The organism is Kosakonia oryzendophytica (assembly GCF_027886705.1).
In the GTDB taxonomy this organism is placed as follows: domain Bacteria; phylum Pseudomonadota; class Gammaproteobacteria; order Enterobacterales; family Enterobacteriaceae; genus Kosakonia; species Kosakonia oryzendophytica.
Map to the genome: position 1 here is coordinate 4351976 of NZ_CP115659.1, position 16299 is coordinate 4368274.

Genomic DNA, 16299 nt, shown 5'->3' on the forward strand with positions numbered 1-16299 from the left:
TGATTCACTCCCTGCCGACGCCAAGCATTAAGGGCGGGCAATGCGCGTACGCAACAGGCAATAACCGAGTATTGCCGAGATGACAGAACCGGTGAGAATGCCCAGTTTACTCCAGGCAATCATCTCCGCATGTGCATCGCCGAAGGCCAGTGAAGAGATAAAGATAGACATGGTAAAACCAATACCGCACAGCACGCCCACAGCCATAATTTGACTGAATACCGCGCCTTGCGGCAGTTTCGCCAGTTTTGCACGTAGCGCCAGCCAGCAGAAAATAGAGATACCGAGTGGCTTACCGATAACCAGACCCGCAATAATTCCCAAGGGCAGCACATCAGCCAGCCCGGAGAGCGACATGCCGTCCATGGAAACGCCCGCATTGGCGAAAGCAAACAACGGCAGAATGAGCCATGCCACCCACGGATTAATGGCATCCACCAGTTGATGTAAGGGTGAAACACCTTTCTCTTCACGCAGCGGAACAAAAAAGCCAACGACAACACCTGCGAGAGTTGCATGCACGCCGGATTTCAATACTGCCGTCCAAAGTACAACACCGACCAGCATGTAGAGGCCAATACGACGGACATTCAGGGCATTCATAATGGCCAACACGACGATAGCAGCAGCAGCCACACCCAGCGCCATGGTGGAGAGATCGCTGGTATAGAACAGCGCAATGATGATAATCGCTCCGAGATCATCGATGATGGCCAGCGCCATCAGAAACACTTTCAGCACGGGCGGAACCCGGTTCCCCAACAGGGCAAGCACACCGAGGGCAAATGCAATGTCTGTGGCTGTAGGAATTGCCCAGCCGTGGCTCGCCAGCGGATTGTGAAAATTAAACAACAAAAAGATCAGCGCCGGTGCAACCATGCCGCCGAGTGCAGCGATGACGGGGAAAACCGCCTGCTGACGGCTGGCAAGCGTGCCTTCAACCAGCTCATATTTCACTTCCAGTCCGACCATCAGGAAAAAGACTGCCATCAACGCGTCGTTGATCCACAGCAACATGTCTTTTTTGATTTCCAGCGATCCGACTTTCAGCTCGACAGGCATTTGTAGAAAAGAGTTGTATAAATCCTGCGTAACGCCGAGGTTGGCGCATAACATCGCCAGCGCAGCCGCAATGATAAGGACAATGCCGCCGGAGGCGTCACTGTTAAAAAAACGTTGTAATAACTTCATCTTATTCTCCCGATCCCTGTAACGTCGTGGCAGCTATCTTACGCTCGTCAACTCTTCGCTAAAAACAGATTATTATTGCTTATAGACTCCTTTTTTCCGAGCAATGAGAAAGCGTAAAAAAAACCCGGCAAAAGCCGGGCCTGATAAATATCTGGTGATCTCGCTTAACGCGTCAAATCATCAAAGAATTTTTTCACACCGTCGAAGAAGCTTTTAGAACGCGGGCTGTTATGTTCGCCCGTCGGACCACCAAAGCTATCTTGCAGATCTTTCAACAGTTGTTTCTGTTTCTCATTCAGACCGACTGGCGTTTCTACGACGACCCGACACAGTAAATCGCCCTGTGCGCCGCCGCGTACAGATTTCACACCTTTGGCACGCATACGGAACAGTTTGCCCGTTTGGGTTTCGCTTGGCACTTTCAGCTTCACGCGACCGTCCAGTGTCGGTACTTCAATCTCACCGCCCAGCGCCGCCATAGCAAAATTGATCGGCACTTCGCAGTACAGGTTGTTACCTTCACGTTCGAAAATCGGGTGCTGTTTCACCTGTACCTGAACGTACAAATCGCCTGCTGGCGCACCGTGTTCACCCGCTTCGCCTTCACCGCTCAAACGAATACGATCGCCGGTATCGACACCTGCCGGGATTTTAACGGACAGGGTTTTGGATTTTTCTACACGACCATGACCATGGCACTTGTTGCATGGATCTTTGATCAGCGTACCGCGCCCCTGGCAATGCGGACAGGTTTGCTGTACAGCAAAGAAGCCCTGACGCATCTGCACCTGGCCGGAACCATGACAGGTCGGACAGGTCTGCGGCTGTGTGCCTGCTTTCGCGCCGCTACCATGACAAACATCGCACTCTTCCAGAGTCGGAATGCGGATCTCTTTTGTGACGCCACGGACCGCTTCTTCCAGCGTTAAGTCCATGTTATAGCGCAGGTCAGCACCCCGTGCCGCGCGCTGGCGACCACGGCCACCGCCGAAGATATCGCCAAACACATCGCCGAATATATCGCTGAAATCCGCGCCGCCGCCAAAACCGCCGCCGCCGAATCCACCGCCGCCACCGCCCTGCTCAAATGCCGCATGGCCATACTGATCGTAAGCCGCACGTTTTTGGGCATCGGTCAGGATTTCGTAGGCTTCTTTGATCTCTTTAAATTTGGCTTCGGCCTCTTTATCGCCCTGATTGCGGTCCGGGTGATATTTCATGGCCAGGCGTTTGTACGCCTTTTTGATTTCACGCTCTTCCGCTGTTTTCGGAACGCCTAAAATCTCGTAATAATCTTGCTTCGCCATCGGTTTATCTGCCCCTTAACATACGAGCACGGGCGTGGAGAGAACTCCGACGCCCGTGCTGGTTATCTACCCTGCATAAGGGCGATTATTTTTTGTCTTTTACTTCTTCGAACTCGGCGTCAACAACATCGTCATCTTTCGCGTTGTTCGCGGAAGCATCAGCACCTGCTTGCTGCTGTGCGTGCTGCTGCTGTGCGATTTCCAGTAATTTCTGGGAAACCTGCGCCAGCGCCTGCATTTTCGCTTCGATATCAGCTTTGTCTTCGCCTTTCAGTGCCGTTTCCAGCGCGCTCAGTGCAGACTCGATAGCAGTCTTGTCTTCTGCCGGCAGTTTGTCGCCCGCTTCTTCAACCTGCTTACGCGTGCTGTGCAGCAGATGGTCACCCTGGTTACGGGTTTGCACCAGTTCCTCGAACTTACGATCGGACTCAGCGTTCGCTTCTGCCTCACGCACCATTTTCGCGATCTCTTCTTCATTCAGACCAGAAGAGGCTTTGATGGTGATTTTCTGTTCGCGGTTGGTGTTCTTATCTTTTGCAGAGACATGCAGAATACCATCGGCATCGATATCGAAGGTGACTTCAATCTGCGGCATACCGCGCGGAGCAGGGTTGATGCCATCGAGGTTGAACTGACCCAGCGATTTGTTATCAGACGCACGTTTACGCTCACCCTGCAGCACATGGATGGTTACCGCAGACTGGTTGTCTTCCGCAGTAGAGAACACCTGGCTGTGCTTGGTCGGGATGGTGGTGTTTTTGTTGATCAGCGCAGTCATTACGCCGCCCATGGTTTCGATACCCAGCGACAGCGGGGTAACGTCCAGCAGCAGAACGTCTTTCACTTCACCCGTCAAAACACCGCCCTGAACCGCAGCACCGATAGCAACAGCTTCGTCCGGGTTCACGTCTTTACGCGGCTCTTTACCGAAGAATTCGGCAACTTTTTTCTGCACCATCGGCATACGTGTCTGACCACCGACCAGAATCACGTCGTGAATGTCGGAAACAGACAGACCAGCATCCTGCAGTGCAACTTTCAGCGGCTCGATGGAACGGTTTACCAAGTCTTCCACCAGGCTTTCCAGTTTCGCACGAGTCACTTTGATGTTCATGTGTTTCGGACCGGTTGCATCTGCAGTGATATACGGCAGGTTCACATCGGTCTGCTGTGCAGAAGAGAGCTCGATTTTCGCTTTTTCTGCAGCTTCTTTCAGACGCTGCATCGCCAGTGGATCGTTACGCAGATCGATACCCTGATCTTTCTTAAACTCTTCCACCAGGTAGTTAATCAGACGGCTGTCGAAGTCTTCACCACCCAGGTGGGTATCACCGTTGGTTGCCAGAACTTCGAAGGTTTTTTCACCGTCAACATCATCGATTTCGATGATAGAGATATCGAACGTACCGCCACCCAGGTCGTATACCGCAATGGTACGGTTACCGGTTTCTTTATCCAGACCGTAAGCCAGTGCCGCCGCGGTCGGTTCGTTAATGATACGTTTGACTTCCAGGCCTGCGATACGGCCGGCGTCTTTGGTCGCCTGACGCTGCGCATCGTTAAAGTAAGCCGGAACGGTGATAACAGCTTCAGTTACCGGCTCACCCAGGTAATCTTCCGCGGTTTTCTTCATTTTTTTCAGGACTTCCGCAGAAATCTGCGGCGGCGCCATTTTGGTGCCTTTTACGTCAAGCCATGCGTCGCCGTTGTCGGCAGCAATGATTTTGTACGGCATGATGGATTCATCACGCTGAACTTCTTCGTCCTGGAAGCGACGGCCAATCAGGCGTTTGATCGCAAACAGGGTGTTTTGCGGGTTCGTCACTGCCTGACGTTTAGCCGGCTGACCCACCAGAGTTTCGCCATCCTGTGTGTAGGCAATGATAGAAGGTGTGGTGCGGTCGCCCTCTGCGTTCTCCAGCACACGTGCCTGAGTGCCATCCATAATCGCTACACAAGAGTTGGTAGTACCCAGGTCGATACCAATAATTTTACCCATCTAAACGTCTCCACTAAAAATTCGGTCAACATGTGGTTGTGAACCTGTAATAAGGGCGAAACGTGCGGTTTCAACTGCCCAGTATCGTTTTTTTTCAGGCCCACATACTGCGGTTGACTACAAGATGGGGTCGTAACGTCACGCATCAAGGGGGAGGGATAAAAAATTTTTTAATTTCCACCTGTTCAGATCATAGACAGGCTTATTGGCGCTAATTATGATGCCGCGCCTCGCTTCCTCAATAGTGATGCGGGGACTTTTCATTTCACCATTCAAATTGATTTATTTTGAGGAATTATGGGCAACACTAAGTTGGCTAATCCGGCTCCGCTGGGCTTAATGGGCTTCGGCATGACCACTATTCTGCTTAACCTGCACAATATTGGCATGTTCCCGCTGGATGGCATTATCCTGGCTATGGGCATTTTCTATGGTGGTATTGCACAAATTTTCGCTGGCCTTCTTGAATTCAAAAAAGGCAACACCTTTGGTTTAACCGCATTCACCTCTTACGGCTCTTTCTGGCTGACGCTGGTTGCTATCCTGCTGCTGCCGAAAATGGGGCTGGCGGATGCGGCGAACGGCCACTTCCTGGGCGTTTATCTGGGCATTTGGGGTGTGTTCACGCTGTTTATGTTCTTTGGCACCCTGAAAGGCGCGCGCATGCTGCAGTTCGTGTTCCTGAGCCTGACCGTACTGTTTGCTCTGCTGGCTGTGGGTCACCTGGCTGATAACGAAAACATCGTCCACGTCGCTGGCTGGATCGGTCTGGTATGTGGCGCCAGCGCCATTTATCTGGCAATGGGCGAAGTGCTCAACGAACAGTTTGACCGTACCGTATTGCCGATTGGTGAAAAACACTGATTTGTCATGCAATCGTATGAATAAGAACGGAGCCCTGCGGCTCCGTTTTTTATGACTGCTGTACTGTAGGCCCTGCAATACGATCTTCATAGTAGAGATCCTGGCGCAACCAGATCCCCAGTGCCAGCCCCATTAGCGATAGCGCCAACACATACCAGGCGGGAGCCATTGGCGAGACGCCCATCAACATGGTTACCGCAATCGGCGTCAGCCCGCCAAAAATGGCGTAGGAAACATTGTAAGAGAAGGAAATGCCCGTGAAACGGACCTCCGCAGGGAATGCACGTACCATCACAAAAGGCACCGCGCCCACCACGCCGACACACAGCCCGACCAACCCATAAAGCAAAAACAGGTATTCAGGATGGGGGCCAACCAGATGGTAGAAAAACCAGCTGGAGCAGGCGAGCAGAATGCTCCCGACAATAAAGGTGCGGCTGGCGCCAACACGATCCACCAGCAGTCCGGCGGCAAGGCAACCGAAACACAGCATAACGGTAGCGACGCTGTTCGCTTGTAAAGTCAGTGCCGGAGCAAGCCCGTACTGTTTTTGCAGCCACACCGGCGACATCAGGATCACAACCACAATCCCGGCGGATAGCAGCCAGGTCAGTAGCATGCTGACCACCACCGCTTTCTTATGCTTCAGCACAACAGATTTCACCGGGAGCTCCTGCGCTAACGCTTTGCGTTGTTGCATCTCGAGGAAAATCGGTGTTTCCTGCAACCAGCGGCGCAGGTACATCGCTACCAGACCAAACGCCCCGCCGAGCAGGAACGGAATACGCCATCCGCCATCGTGGATCCCTTGCTGCGTCATGCTGGTATTCACCAGCGTCGCCACGACCGAACCCAGCAGGATCCCCACCGTCAACCCAGCAGTCAGCGTCCCACAGGCAATGCCAATGCGCCGCGCCGGAACGTGTTCAGCAACGAACACCCACGCCCCCGGCACTTCACCGCCAATAGCCGCGCCCTGCAAAACGCGCATCAGCAGCAGTAATAATGGCGCGAGGATCCCCATAGAGGCATAGGTTGGCAGTAAACCAATCGCCAGCGTCGGCAGCGCCATCAGCAGGATACTCAGGGTAAACATCTTTTTACGCCCGACTAAATCGCCAAAGTGCGCCATCACAATACCGCCGAGCGGACGCGCCAGGTAACCTGCGGCAAAAATACCGAAGGTTTGTACCTGGCGCAGCCATTCCGGTATATCAGCAGGAAAGAAGAGCTCGCCAACAACCGCGGCGAAGAAGACGAAGATAATGAAGTCGTAAAACTCCAGCGCGCCACCAAGTGCGGCAAGGGTCAGAGTTTTATAGTCCTGTCGGTTCAGTGGGCGAGTGTAATTTGACATAATCAACCATTTGTAAAGAGGAAGTGCTGATTTAATTATTACGCACGATGTAAATTAAAAATTACTATATCGTAAATAAATCAACACTCCAGCACTGGCATCACTTATGTCATACAATCCCATTCTTTAGGATAATGTTTCGCGCCTTGCGCTTTTGGGACGGAAAGATGCTACAACTTGCGCATTGGTCTCCACATAAGGCCCGTCAAGCAGCTGTACACAATACGGTACACTCGCAAAAATACCAGGCACCTTCACTTCGCCGTTTTCTGCTTTGACGCCTTCCAGCGTCTCTTTGATGGACTTCGGCTGGCCGGGTAAATTGAGAATCAGCGCCTGTTTACGAATAACCCCCACCTGGCGGGAAAGAATCGCGGTTGGCACAAAATGAAGGCTGATCTGCCGCATCTGTTCACCGAACCCCGGCATTTCGCGATCGGCGACTGCCAGCGTCGCATCCGGCGTTACATCACGACGCGCGGGCCCGGTTCCGCCCGTGGTCAGCACCAGATGGCAGCTCATTTCATCAACCAGTTCACACAGGGTTTGTTCAATGATGCTCTGCTCATCGGGGATCAGGCGGGTTTCAATGTGAAAAGGCGTGGTTAACGCGCTCGCCAGCCATTCTTCCAGAGCGGGGATGCCTTTGTCCTGATAAACGCCGCTGGAGGCGCGATCGGAAACAGAAACCAAACCAATGCGTAGTGTGTCCATATTCATTCCGTTCAAAAAAACCGAGATATACGGAAATGATACACGCTGAGGGGAGAGTCAAACAGAGCGGAGAAAAGTAAGCGTGACCGGAACCCGGCCACGCATGAGGATTACAGCAGGTCGCCAACCATTTTTTCCAGTTTTTCCTGGTCAACGGCAAACTTGCGGATACCGTCCGCCAGTTTGTCTACCGCCATCGGATCCTGGTTATGCTGCCACAGGAATTCCGCTTCGGTGATACGCTCCGGACGTGCTTTCACGTCGCCGGTGTACGCCAGTTTACGTTCAAGGCTGCCCGCGCTTTCAGACAGCTCTTTCAGCAATGCCGGAGCAATAGTCAGGCGGTCACAGCCCGCCAGTTCAATGATTTCGCCAGTATTACGGAAGCTTGCGCCCATCACCACGGTTTCATAGCCGTGTTGTTTGTAGTACTGATAAATTTCGGTTACGGAAACCACGCCCGGATCTTCGGCCGGCGCATACTCTTTCTTATCGGTATTGGCTTTGTACCAGTCAAGAATACGGCCAACAAACGGAGAAATCAGGAAAACGCCCGCTTCAGCACAGGCACGCGCCTGGGCGAAAGAGAACAGCAGCGTCAGGTTACAGTTGATGCCTTCTTTTTCCAGTTGCTCAGCCGCGCGAATACCCTGCCAAGTGGAGGCCAGTTTGATCAGAATACGATCGTTGCTGATGCCAGCATCGTTGTACATTTTGATCAGACGTTTCGCTTTCGCGATAGAGGCTTCGGTGTCATAGGAGAGACGGGCGTCAACTTCAGTAGAAATACGACCAGGGATCAGTTTCAGGATTTCCAGACCAATGTTCACCGCCAGCTTATCCGTCGCGTCAACCACCTGCTGCGCACGATCGCTGCTCTGGCTACGCGCCCACGCCACCGCATCATCAATCAGCTTGCGGTATTCCGGGATTTGAGCAGCGCCAAGGATCAGAGAAGGGTTGGTTGTTGCATCCTGCGGCTGGTAAAGCTTCATTGCCGCGATGTCTCCGGTATCAGCCACGACTGTTGTGTACTGACGCAGGGAGGTCAATTTATCCGTCATGATAATGTTTCTCTTTAAACGATACCCTGAATAAATCACGTTAAGACCAACAGCGCATTCGTCATCCGGAAACCCGGAATCACAAACGCAGCCAGCGCACCTGAACGAGAAGTATGACGAGTATACTAGTTAGGGGGATGTAACCGGTCTGCCCCGATGATATCACGACGCACTGTGAGCGCAACCGCAGACAATGCTGTGAATATTGTATGGTAAACTCAGTGGATTCATCGCCTGCAACAGGCTGCAGGACCAGATTACCGGCATCAACAAGAGGGACGTTAATGCCAGAATTTTTCTCATTTATCAGCGAAATACTCTGGGGCTCCTTAATGGTTTACCTGCTGGCGGCAGCGGGTATCTGGTTTTTGCTTCGCACCCGGTTTGTTCCCTTTCGCTTTATCACGGACTTTGGGCTAAGTCTGAAAAGCAGTCGCTTATTGCAACCCGGCACGCTCTCTTCGTATCAGGCATTATGCCTCAGTCTGGCGACGCGGTTGGGCAGCGGTAACCTTGCGGGCGTCGCGTTTGCCCTTACCACAGGCGGCCCTGGTGCTATTTTTTGGATGTGGGTTTCCGCCATCATCGGCATGGCAACCAGTTTTGCTGAGTGCTCGCTGGCGCAGCTCTACAAGGAGCGAGATGCCAGCCACCAGCTACGCGGGGGACCGGCGTGGTACATGGAACGAGGGCTGGGCATGCGCTGGATGGGCGTGCTGTTCTCTGTTTTTCTGCTGCTTACCTATGGGCTGGTATTTAATACCATTCAATCCAGCGCTGTCGCACGCGCCATACACTATGCCTGGCAGGTGCCGGGATTTATTACCGGTCCATTGCTGGCCGCATTCTCTTTCCTGTTTATCGTTAAAGGTCTGAGAGGCGTAGCCCGGTTAACGCAATGGATGGTGCCGATAATGGCGTTTACGTGGATTATCATGGGCTTTGGCATCAGCCTCTGGCACGCGAATCTGCTGCCAGGGGTCTTTATCACCATCATTAAAAGCGCTTTTGGCTGGCAGGAGGCCGCAACAGGCACAATGGCTTACACCTTGAGCCAGGCCGTCACCAGTGGTTTTCAGCGCAGTATGTTTGCCAATGAGGCGGGCATGGGGTCATCACCCAATGCCGCCGCAGCCGCGGCATCATGGCCGCCGCACCCCGCTGCGCAAGGCATAGTACAGATGATTGGCGTATTAACGGATACCTTCCTGGTGTGCACCGCCAGCGCACTGGTGCTATTACTGGCAGGCGTCACCCCGGCCACTGACACGTACGGCGGCATTCAGTTAATGCAACAGGCCATGGTATCGCTCACCGGTGGCTGGGGCGCGGGTTTTGTGGCGCTTATCGTGATTCTGTTTGCTCTGACTTCCATCGTCGCCAATTACATCTACGCGGAAAATAACCTTGTCTTCCTGCGGCGCAACAGCCGACGAAATATCCTGCTGCTACGTACCTGTGTCATGGTGATGGTGTTGCTGGGCGCGGTGATCAACGTGCCGCTGATCTGGCACGTTGCAGATGTGGTGATGGCGCTGATGGCGATGATCAATCTGACTGCGATTCTGCTCCTGTCCCCGGTGGTGAGGCTGCTGGCTCGCGATTATATGCGCCAGCGCAAGCTGGGCGTCATGCCAGTGTTTGATCCCAAGCGCTACCCGGATATTAACCGGCAACTGGCGCCAGGCGCCTGGGATGACATTCCCCGTTCGTAGCGCTAATCGCAACTATCGATCAAGTTTGTTCTTTTTTTTGCTAAAGTCAGCGGAAATTTCTCGCACAGCAAGGACTGAGTATGCTGATTTTAATTTCACCTGCTAAAACACTCGACTACCAAAGCCCGCTGGCGACTACGCGTTATACGCAGCCGGAGCTGCTGGATTATTCGCAGCAACTGATTAAGATCGCGCGCAAACTCTCTGCGCCGCAAATCAAAACGTTGATGGGCATCAGTGATAAACTGGCCGACCTGAACGCCACCCGCTTTCATGACTGGCAGCCAGACTTCACACCGGATAACGCCCGCCAGGCGATCCTGGCTTTTAAAGGCGATGTCTACACCGGGCTTCAGGCTGAAACATTCAGCGACGCGGATTTCGACTTCGCGCAGCAGCATCTGCGGATGCTGTCTGGCTTATATGGCGTGCTACGTCCGTTGGATCTCATGCAACCTTATCGCCTGGAAATGGGCATCCGTCTCGAGAACGCCAAAGGCAAAGATCTGTACTCATTCTGGGGCGATGTGATCACTAACAAACTCAATGAAGCGGTTGCTGCGCAAGGCGACAACGTGGTGGTGAACCTGGCTTCTGATGAGTACTTCCGTTCCGTTAAAACGCAAAAACTGAATGCGCAGCTGATTAAGCCCGTATTCCTTGATGAGAAGAACGGTAAATTTAAGGTGATCAGTTTCTATGCCAAGAAAGCGCGCGGCCTGATGAGCCGTTACATCATTGAGCATCGTTTAACGAAGCCTGAGCAGTTAACCGGATTCAACAGCGAAGGTTATTTCTTTGATGAAGAGGCTTCGGTAACAGGCGAAATGGTGTTTAAGCGCCACGAACAGTAAAAGTTACCCTCTCCCGGTCGGGAGAGGGTGATAAAGGTTACGGGTGGCGCTGCCACTCCTGCTCCGGGTCGCCACGGTGGTCATCGTGATGATCGCGGGGATCATCACGACGATCGTCAAAGTGGCCGTGCGGTTGCCAGCGGTTTTCACGCCATTCGTAGTGTTTTTTCCACCAACTGTGATCGCGCCAGTGGTCACCATCCCAGTAGTGACCGCTATTGTCACGGTCGCCAATTTGCAGTTTCACTGCCGGCACAAGCGTGATTTCTGCGGCCTGAACCGCAAGGGGAGCCACCAACATCATGGAAAGCGCTAACATTACAGGTTTCAACATAGGTTACTCCTTTGCATCATCCAGCCCGTAGTGGGCCGATGTGAGGAGATTACGTAACGCCTGCCTGCGTTGTTATTGGCGCAATCCTATTCTCTAACCCTGCGCATTTATTGGGAATTTCTGCTTTTTCCCTGCCAGATCTCTACATAATTTCTCCCCATTTCCCCCGCCAGTACAGGGGGGAAACAGAGAAATTACGCGTTACGCATCATTAACTGACGTAATGCCGCAAAATCCGCAGGCAACTGATGGGACAGCAGCGGCAGGTCCGCGCGATCCGCCAGTTCTTTTGGCAGCGCTAACGGTTCCCCCAGGATCTCCTCTACGCTCTCTTTAAACTTCGCCGGGTGCGCAGTCCCAAGGAACAGACCGTATTCTCCCGGATTCAATTGATCGCGCAGCGCACGATAGGCGATGGCCGCATGCGGCTCGGAAATATAGCCTTTGCCCTGCAGCTCACGCATCGTGGCTTTGGTGGTTTCATCATCCACTGCGGCATAGCCCAACTCATTGAGACGCCAGATTTTACGGCGGAACAACTCTTCGACGCGCGGCCAGTTATTGGGTTGGCTGACGTCCATAGCGTTAGACAACGTGGCCTGGGTCGCTTTTGGCTTCCACTCACCCTCTTTCAGGAAGCGTGGAACCGTGTCGTTGCTATTGGTCGCTGCAATAAAGCGTTTGATCGGCAGGCCGAGGGATTTTGCCAGCAGGCCGGCGGTCAAATCACCGAAGTTACCGCAGGGGACAGAGACAACCAGTTGGTTGCGCGCTTCCTGAGGCAGTTGTGCAACCGCTTCAAAGTAGTAACAAATCTGCGCCAGCAGACGGCTAATGTTGATCGAGTTCGCTGAGTTCAGCCCCAGCGCCGCTTTCAACTCTTCATCGTCAAAAGCCTGTTTTACCAGAGCCTGGCAGGCATCGAAGTCCGCATCAACAGCGACCGTTTCGATATTACCACCCAGCGTGCAGAATAGTTTTTCCTGCAATGGGCTGATTTTGCCCTGTGGATAGAGGATAACAACGCGGACGTTTTTCATGCCATAGAATGCATGCGCCACTGCCGCTCCGGTATCCCCTGACGTTGCGGTCAAAATAGTGACTGGTTTATCGCCGCTGATGGCGCTCAGCATCTGCGCCATAAAACGCCCACCAAAGTCTTTGAACGCCAGAGTCGGCCCGTGGAAGAGTTCCAGGCAGCCCACATCGCTTTCAACCGAACGCACCGGCGCCGGGAAGGCAAAAGCCGCACGAACACGTGCTTCCAGCGCATCCTGAGGGATTTCATCACCGATATAGGCAGCGAGGATTTTCGCGCTACGGGTGACAAAATCCTGATTCAGCATCTCGTCAATTTCCGTCAGGTTGAATTCCGGTAAATCGTGAGGGAAAAACAGCCCCTGATTTTTGCCAAGCCCTTGGGTGACGGCCTGCGCAAAGCTGACCTGCTCGTTGTGATCTTTTAAATTGTAGAGTTTCATTGGTTATCCCACTACTCGTGCGCCCGCCGTATCCAGCCGGCAAATATGAACGAAGCCTTCCTGATTTTGCAGATAGTGTTTACCCAGCCAGTCAGCCACGCGTTGGGCCGTGTCCGGTTTGTCACACAGTGCAAATAACGTTGGGCCGGAACCGGAGATCCCGCACGCCACAGCGCCGATATCCGCCACGGCCTGCCGTGCCTGGTCAAACCCCGGCAGCAATTTCATGCGGTATGGTTCGGCAATCACGTCTTTCATTAATTTTGCCGCCAGACCTGGCTGACGGCTGTAGCAAGCGTGAATAAAGCCTGCCAGATGACGACCATGAGCAATACAGTCCTGACGGCGATACTGTGCCGGCAAAATTGCCCGGGCTTCCGCTGTCGAGACTTTAATGCCCGGATAGGCAAGCACCCATAACCACTCATCAAAGCCTGGCACTTGCTGGCTGATAATGCCGCTTTCCTCGATCATCAGTTGCATACCGCCGAGGAAACAGGGCGCGACATTATCATAATGCACACTGCCGGAAATGCGCCCTTCCAGTTCGCCCATCAGCGCCAGCATCCGGGTATCACCCAGCGGTTTCCCGCAAAACTCGTTCATTGCCACCAATGCGGCAACGACCGAACACGCGCTGGAGCCCAGACCGGAGCCAATCGGCATATTCTTTTCCAGCGTCATCGCCACCGGAACCGACTTACCAATCTCCCGGCAGAACAGCTCCCAGCATTGATAGACGATATTTTCCCGGGGCTCACTCGGCAATTTGCTGGCAAAACGACCGAGATTTTGCAGACTAAAATGATCCGCCGCTTCCACCGAAACGGTGTCGCCCAACAAGGTGCCATCAACGGGCGTTACGGCAGCACCAAGTACATCAAAACCCACGCTCATATTGGCACTGGAGGCCGGAGCATAAACCTTTACCATCTCAGACTCCTAACTTCCATGACAGGGTGCGGAGCAGGTCGGCGAACACACCCGCCGCCGTCACATCATTACCCGCACCGTAACCGCGTAATACCAGCGGAAGCGGTTGATAGTAATGGCTGTAGAATGCCAGCGCATTCTCGCCATTTTTCACTTTGAACAGCGGATCGTTACCATCAACTTCGGCAATCTTCACCCGGCAGGTACCGTCTTCCTCAATATTGCCAACATAACGCAGAACTTTGCCTGCATCACGGGCTTTTGCTACACGCGCTGCAAACGCATCATCAAGCTGCGGCAAACGCCCCATAAAACTCTCAACATCACCGGAATCATCAAAAGTGGCAGGTAATACCGGTTCAATCACAATATCCGCCAGTTCCAGCTCACGGCCCGTTTCGCGAGCCAGAATCAAGAGCTTACGCGCCACGTCCTGGCCGGAAAGATCGTCTCGCGGATCCGGTTCGGTATAGCCCATCTCGCGTGCCATGTTGGTCGCTGCCGACAGGCTCATTCCCTCATCCAGCTTGCCGAAGATAAACGACAGGGAACCGGAGAGAATGCCGGAGAAATGCTGTAATTCGTCGCCAGCATTGAGCAGATTTTGCAGGTTTTCAATCACCGGCAGACCCGCACCAACGTTGGTGTCATACAGGAATTTACGACGGGATTTCTCCGCTGCGCGACGCAGCTGATGATAGTAATCCATTGACGAGGTGTTGGCTTTTTTGTTCGGCGTAACCACGTGGAAACCTTCACGCAGGAAGTCGGCATATTGATCGGCCACGGCCTGGTGCGAAGTACAATCCACAATCACCGGGTTAAGCAGGTGATACTCTTTCACAAGGCGGATCAAGCGCCCCAGATTGAAAGGCTCTTTCGCGGCAGCCAACTCTTCACGCCAATTATCCAGATCCAGACCGTGTACGTTAGTCAGCAACGCCCTGGAGTTCGCCACGCCGCAAACGCGTAAGTCGATATGCTTGTTCTTCAGCCAGGTCTGCTGGCGTTTGATCTGTTCCAACAGCGCACCGCCCACGCCCCCGACGCCGATAACAAACACTTCAATCACTTGATCGGTGTTAAACAACATTTGATGCGTCACACGCACGCCAGTAGTGGCATCATCATTGCTGACGACAACAGAAATTGAACGCTCGGAAGAGCCCTGTGCAATCGCGACAATATTGATATTGGCGCGAGCCAGCGCCGCGAAGAATTTGGCAGAGATCCCGCGCAATGTACGCATACCGTCGCCGACAACAGAGATGATCGCCAGACGCTCCATCACTGCCAGCGGTTCCAGCAGGCCTTCTTTTAACTCCAGGTAAAACTCCTCGTTCATGGCGCGCTGAGCGCGAACGCAATCCGATTGCGGTACGCAGAAACTGATGCTGTACTCAGAAGAGGACTGCGTGATCAGCACGACCGAAATACCGGAGCGCGACATCGCTGCAAATACGCGCGCTGCCATGCCGACCATACCTTTCATGCCCGGACCGGAAACGCTGAACATCGCCATATTATTCAGGTTGGAGATCCCTTTTACCGGCAGACCGTCTTCATCCGACGTCGCGCCGATCAGCGTGCCAGGCGCTTGCGGGTTTCCGGTGTTTTTAATCAGGCAAGGGATTTGGAACTGGGCGATAGGGGTGATAGTGCGGGGGTGAAGAACTTTAGCGCCGAAATAAGAGAGCTCCATGGCCTCCTGATACGACATCGACTTCAGTAACCTGGCGTCCGGCACCTGTCGCGGATCGCAGGTATAAACCCCATCAACATCCGTCCAGATCTCGCAACAATCAGCACGCAGGCAGGCCGCTAACACTGCTGCAGAGTAATCAGAACCATTACGGCCCAACACGACCAGTTCACCTTTCTCGTTGCCGGCGGTAAACCCCGCCATCAACACCATATGATCCTGCGGGATACGGCTGGCGGCGATACGCCGAGTGGATTCGGCAATATCAACGGTCGATTCGAGGTAGTGACCAACGGCGAGTAACTTCTCAACCGGATCGATCACACTCACTTTATGTCCGCGCGCTTCGAGCAAACCCGCCATGATGGCTATGGATAATTTCTCACCGCGGCAGATAAGCGCGGCGTTAATGCTGTCCGGGCACTGCCCCAACAAGCTAATACCGTGCAGAACGTGTTTGATCTGCGCGAACTCTTGTTCAACAAAGGCTTTTAACTGTGCGAGGGGGAAACCTGGTTGCGCATCCGCCAGTCCTTGCAGAAGTTCAGCAAAAATACGTTCAGCGTCGCTGATATTCGGTAATGCATCCTGGCCACCGATCGTTTTTTCGATCATCGCAACCAGGTGATTAGTGATTTTCGCCGGGGCAGAGAGTACGGTTGCTACCTGCCCCTGCCTGGCATTGCTTTCCAGGATGTCGGCAACACGCAGAAACCGTTCCGCATTTGCCACTGATGTACCGCCGAACTTCAAGACTCGCATGGTTTTACCCCTTGATCTTTGG

The 16299-nt window shown here is 53.4% G+C and carries 13 protein-coding genes; 3 read left to right on the forward strand and 10 right to left on the reverse strand.

All coding sequences use genetic code 11. The features are described from left to right. Positions 1 to 27: 27 nt before the first annotated feature. The 3 genes from nhaA to dnaK all read right to left on the reverse strand — a co-directional run bounded on the left by nhaA (position 28) and on the right by dnaK (position 4497). Complete coding sequence (gene nhaA, locus O9K67_RS20950) at positions 28 to 1191, reverse strand: Na+/H+ antiporter NhaA (RefSeq protein ID WP_061497812.1); 1164 nt, start codon at positions 1189 to 1191, stop codon at positions 28 to 30. Positions 1192 to 1355: 164 nt separating this feature from the next. Then, complete coding sequence (gene dnaJ, locus O9K67_RS20955) at positions 1356 to 2498, reverse strand: molecular chaperone DnaJ (protein ID WP_061497814.1); 1143 nt, start codon at positions 2496 to 2498, stop codon at positions 1356 to 1358. A gap of 85 nt (positions 2499 to 2583) precedes the next feature. Further along, entirely contained in the window at positions 2584 to 4497 is a 1914-nt protein-coding gene (gene dnaK / locus O9K67_RS20960) for a molecular chaperone DnaK (protein WP_061497816.1), read from the reverse strand. A gap of 297 nt (positions 4498 to 4794) precedes the next feature. On the opposite strand from dnaK, the gene satP reads away from it, so the two are divergent. Further along, positions 4795 to 5361, forward strand: a complete 567-nt coding sequence (gene satP, locus O9K67_RS20965) for an acetate uptake transporter (protein ID WP_061497818.1) — start codon at positions 4795 to 4797, stop codon at positions 5359 to 5361. 49 nt (positions 5362 to 5410) lie between these two features. On the opposite strand, the gene O9K67_RS20970 is transcribed toward satP, so the two are convergent. The 3 genes from O9K67_RS20970 to tal form a co-directional block, all read right to left on the reverse strand. Then, complete coding sequence (locus O9K67_RS20970; protein ID WP_061497820.1) at positions 5411 to 6718, reverse strand: MFS transporter; 1308 nt, start codon at positions 6716 to 6718, stop codon at positions 5411 to 5413. 126 nt (positions 6719 to 6844) lie between these two features. Then, positions 6845 to 7432 carry a molybdopterin adenylyltransferase gene (mog, locus tag O9K67_RS20975; protein WP_061497822.1) on the reverse strand — a complete coding sequence of 196 codons (588 nt, stop codon included), beginning with the start codon at positions 7430 to 7432 and terminating at the stop codon, positions 6845 to 6847. Positions 7433 to 7542: 110 nt separating this feature from the next. Further along, positions 7543 to 8496: a transaldolase gene (gene tal, locus O9K67_RS20980; protein WP_061497824.1), complete on the reverse strand. Its 954-nt coding sequence runs from the start codon at positions 8494 to 8496 to the stop codon at positions 7543 to 7545. Between the two features lie 284 nt (positions 8497 to 8780). Between tal and O9K67_RS20985 the strand changes: the two genes are divergently transcribed. Both O9K67_RS20985 and yaaA read left to right on the forward strand, forming a co-directional pair. Next, positions 8781 to 10211 carry an alanine/glycine:cation symporter family protein gene (locus O9K67_RS20985; protein ID WP_061497826.1) on the forward strand — a complete coding sequence of 477 codons (1431 nt, stop codon included), beginning with the start codon at positions 8781 to 8783 and terminating at the stop codon, positions 10209 to 10211. An 80-nt stretch (positions 10212 to 10291) separates the two neighbouring features. Further along, positions 10292 to 11065, forward strand: coding sequence for a peroxide stress protein YaaA (gene yaaA, locus O9K67_RS20990; protein WP_061497828.1), 774 nt, complete (start codon positions 10292 to 10294; stop codon positions 11063 to 11065). Between the two features lie 37 nt (positions 11066 to 11102). Here yaaA and O9K67_RS20995 read toward each other — a convergent pair whose 3' ends face one another. The 4 genes from O9K67_RS20995 to thrA all read right to left on the reverse strand — a co-directional run bounded on the left by O9K67_RS20995 (position 11103) and on the right by thrA (position 16277). Next, on the reverse strand, positions 11103 to 11399 hold the full coding sequence (locus O9K67_RS20995) for a DUF2502 domain-containing protein (RefSeq protein WP_061497829.1): 297 nt from the start codon (positions 11397 to 11399) through the stop codon (positions 11103 to 11105). A 194-nt stretch (positions 11400 to 11593) separates the two neighbouring features. Further along, entirely contained in the window at positions 11594 to 12880 is a 1287-nt protein-coding gene (thrC, locus tag O9K67_RS21000; RefSeq protein WP_061497831.1) for a threonine synthase, read from the reverse strand. A 3-nt stretch (positions 12881 to 12883) separates the two neighbouring features. Then, the gene (thrB, locus tag O9K67_RS21005) at positions 12884 to 13813 is read right to left on the reverse strand and encodes a homoserine kinase (protein WP_061497833.1); all 930 of its coding nucleotides are present in this window, start codon (positions 13811 to 13813) and stop codon (positions 12884 to 12886) included. A 1-nt stretch (position 13814) separates the two neighbouring features. Next, positions 13815 to 16277, reverse strand: a complete 2463-nt coding sequence (gene thrA / locus O9K67_RS21010; RefSeq protein ID WP_061497835.1) for a bifunctional aspartate kinase/homoserine dehydrogenase I — start codon at positions 16275 to 16277, stop codon at positions 13815 to 13817. Positions 16278 to 16299: the final 22 nt, after the last annotated feature.

Bases quoted from the DNA above. Each gene is read 5' to 3' on its own strand.
- O9K67_RS20985 (WP_061497826.1), top strand. From the start codon at position 8,781: ATGCCAGAATTTTTCTCATTTATCAGCGAAATACTCTGGGGCTCCTTA.
- dnaK (WP_061497816.1), bottom strand. From the start codon at position 4,497: ATGGGTAAAATTATTGGTATCGACCTGGGTACTACCAACTCTTGTGTA.
- dnaJ (WP_061497814.1), bottom strand. From the start codon at position 2,498: ATGGCGAAGCAAGATTATTACGAGATTTTAGGCGTTCCGAAAACAGCG.
- tal (WP_061497824.1), bottom strand. From the start codon at position 8,496: ATGACGGATAAATTGACCTCCCTGCGTCAGTACACAACAGTCGTGGCT.
- nhaA (WP_061497812.1), bottom strand. From the start codon at position 1,191: ATGAAGTTATTACAACGTTTTTTTAACAGTGACGCCTCCGGCGGCATT.
- satP (WP_061497818.1), top strand. From the start codon at position 4,795: ATGGGCAACACTAAGTTGGCTAATCCGGCTCCGCTGGGCTTAATGGGC.
- O9K67_RS20995 (WP_061497829.1), bottom strand. From the start codon at position 11,399: ATGTTGAAACCTGTAATGTTAGCGCTTTCCATGATGTTGGTGGCTCCC.
- O9K67_RS20970 (WP_061497820.1), bottom strand. From the start codon at position 6,718: ATGTCAAATTACACTCGCCCACTGAACCGACAGGACTATAAAACTCTG.
- yaaA (WP_061497828.1), top strand. From the start codon at position 10,292: ATGCTGATTTTAATTTCACCTGCTAAAACACTCGACTACCAAAGCCCG.
- thrB (WP_061497833.1), bottom strand. From the start codon at position 13,813: ATGGTAAAGGTTTATGCTCCGGCCTCCAGTGCCAATATGAGCGTGGGT.
- thrA (WP_061497835.1), bottom strand. From the start codon at position 16,277: ATGCGAGTCTTGAAGTTCGGCGGTACATCAGTGGCAAATGCGGAACGG.
- thrC (WP_061497831.1), bottom strand. From the start codon at position 12,880: ATGAAACTCTACAATTTAAAAGATCACAACGAGCAGGTCAGCTTTGCG.
- mog (WP_061497822.1), bottom strand. From the start codon at position 7,432: ATGGACACACTACGCATTGGTTTGGTTTCTGTTTCCGATCGCGCCTCC.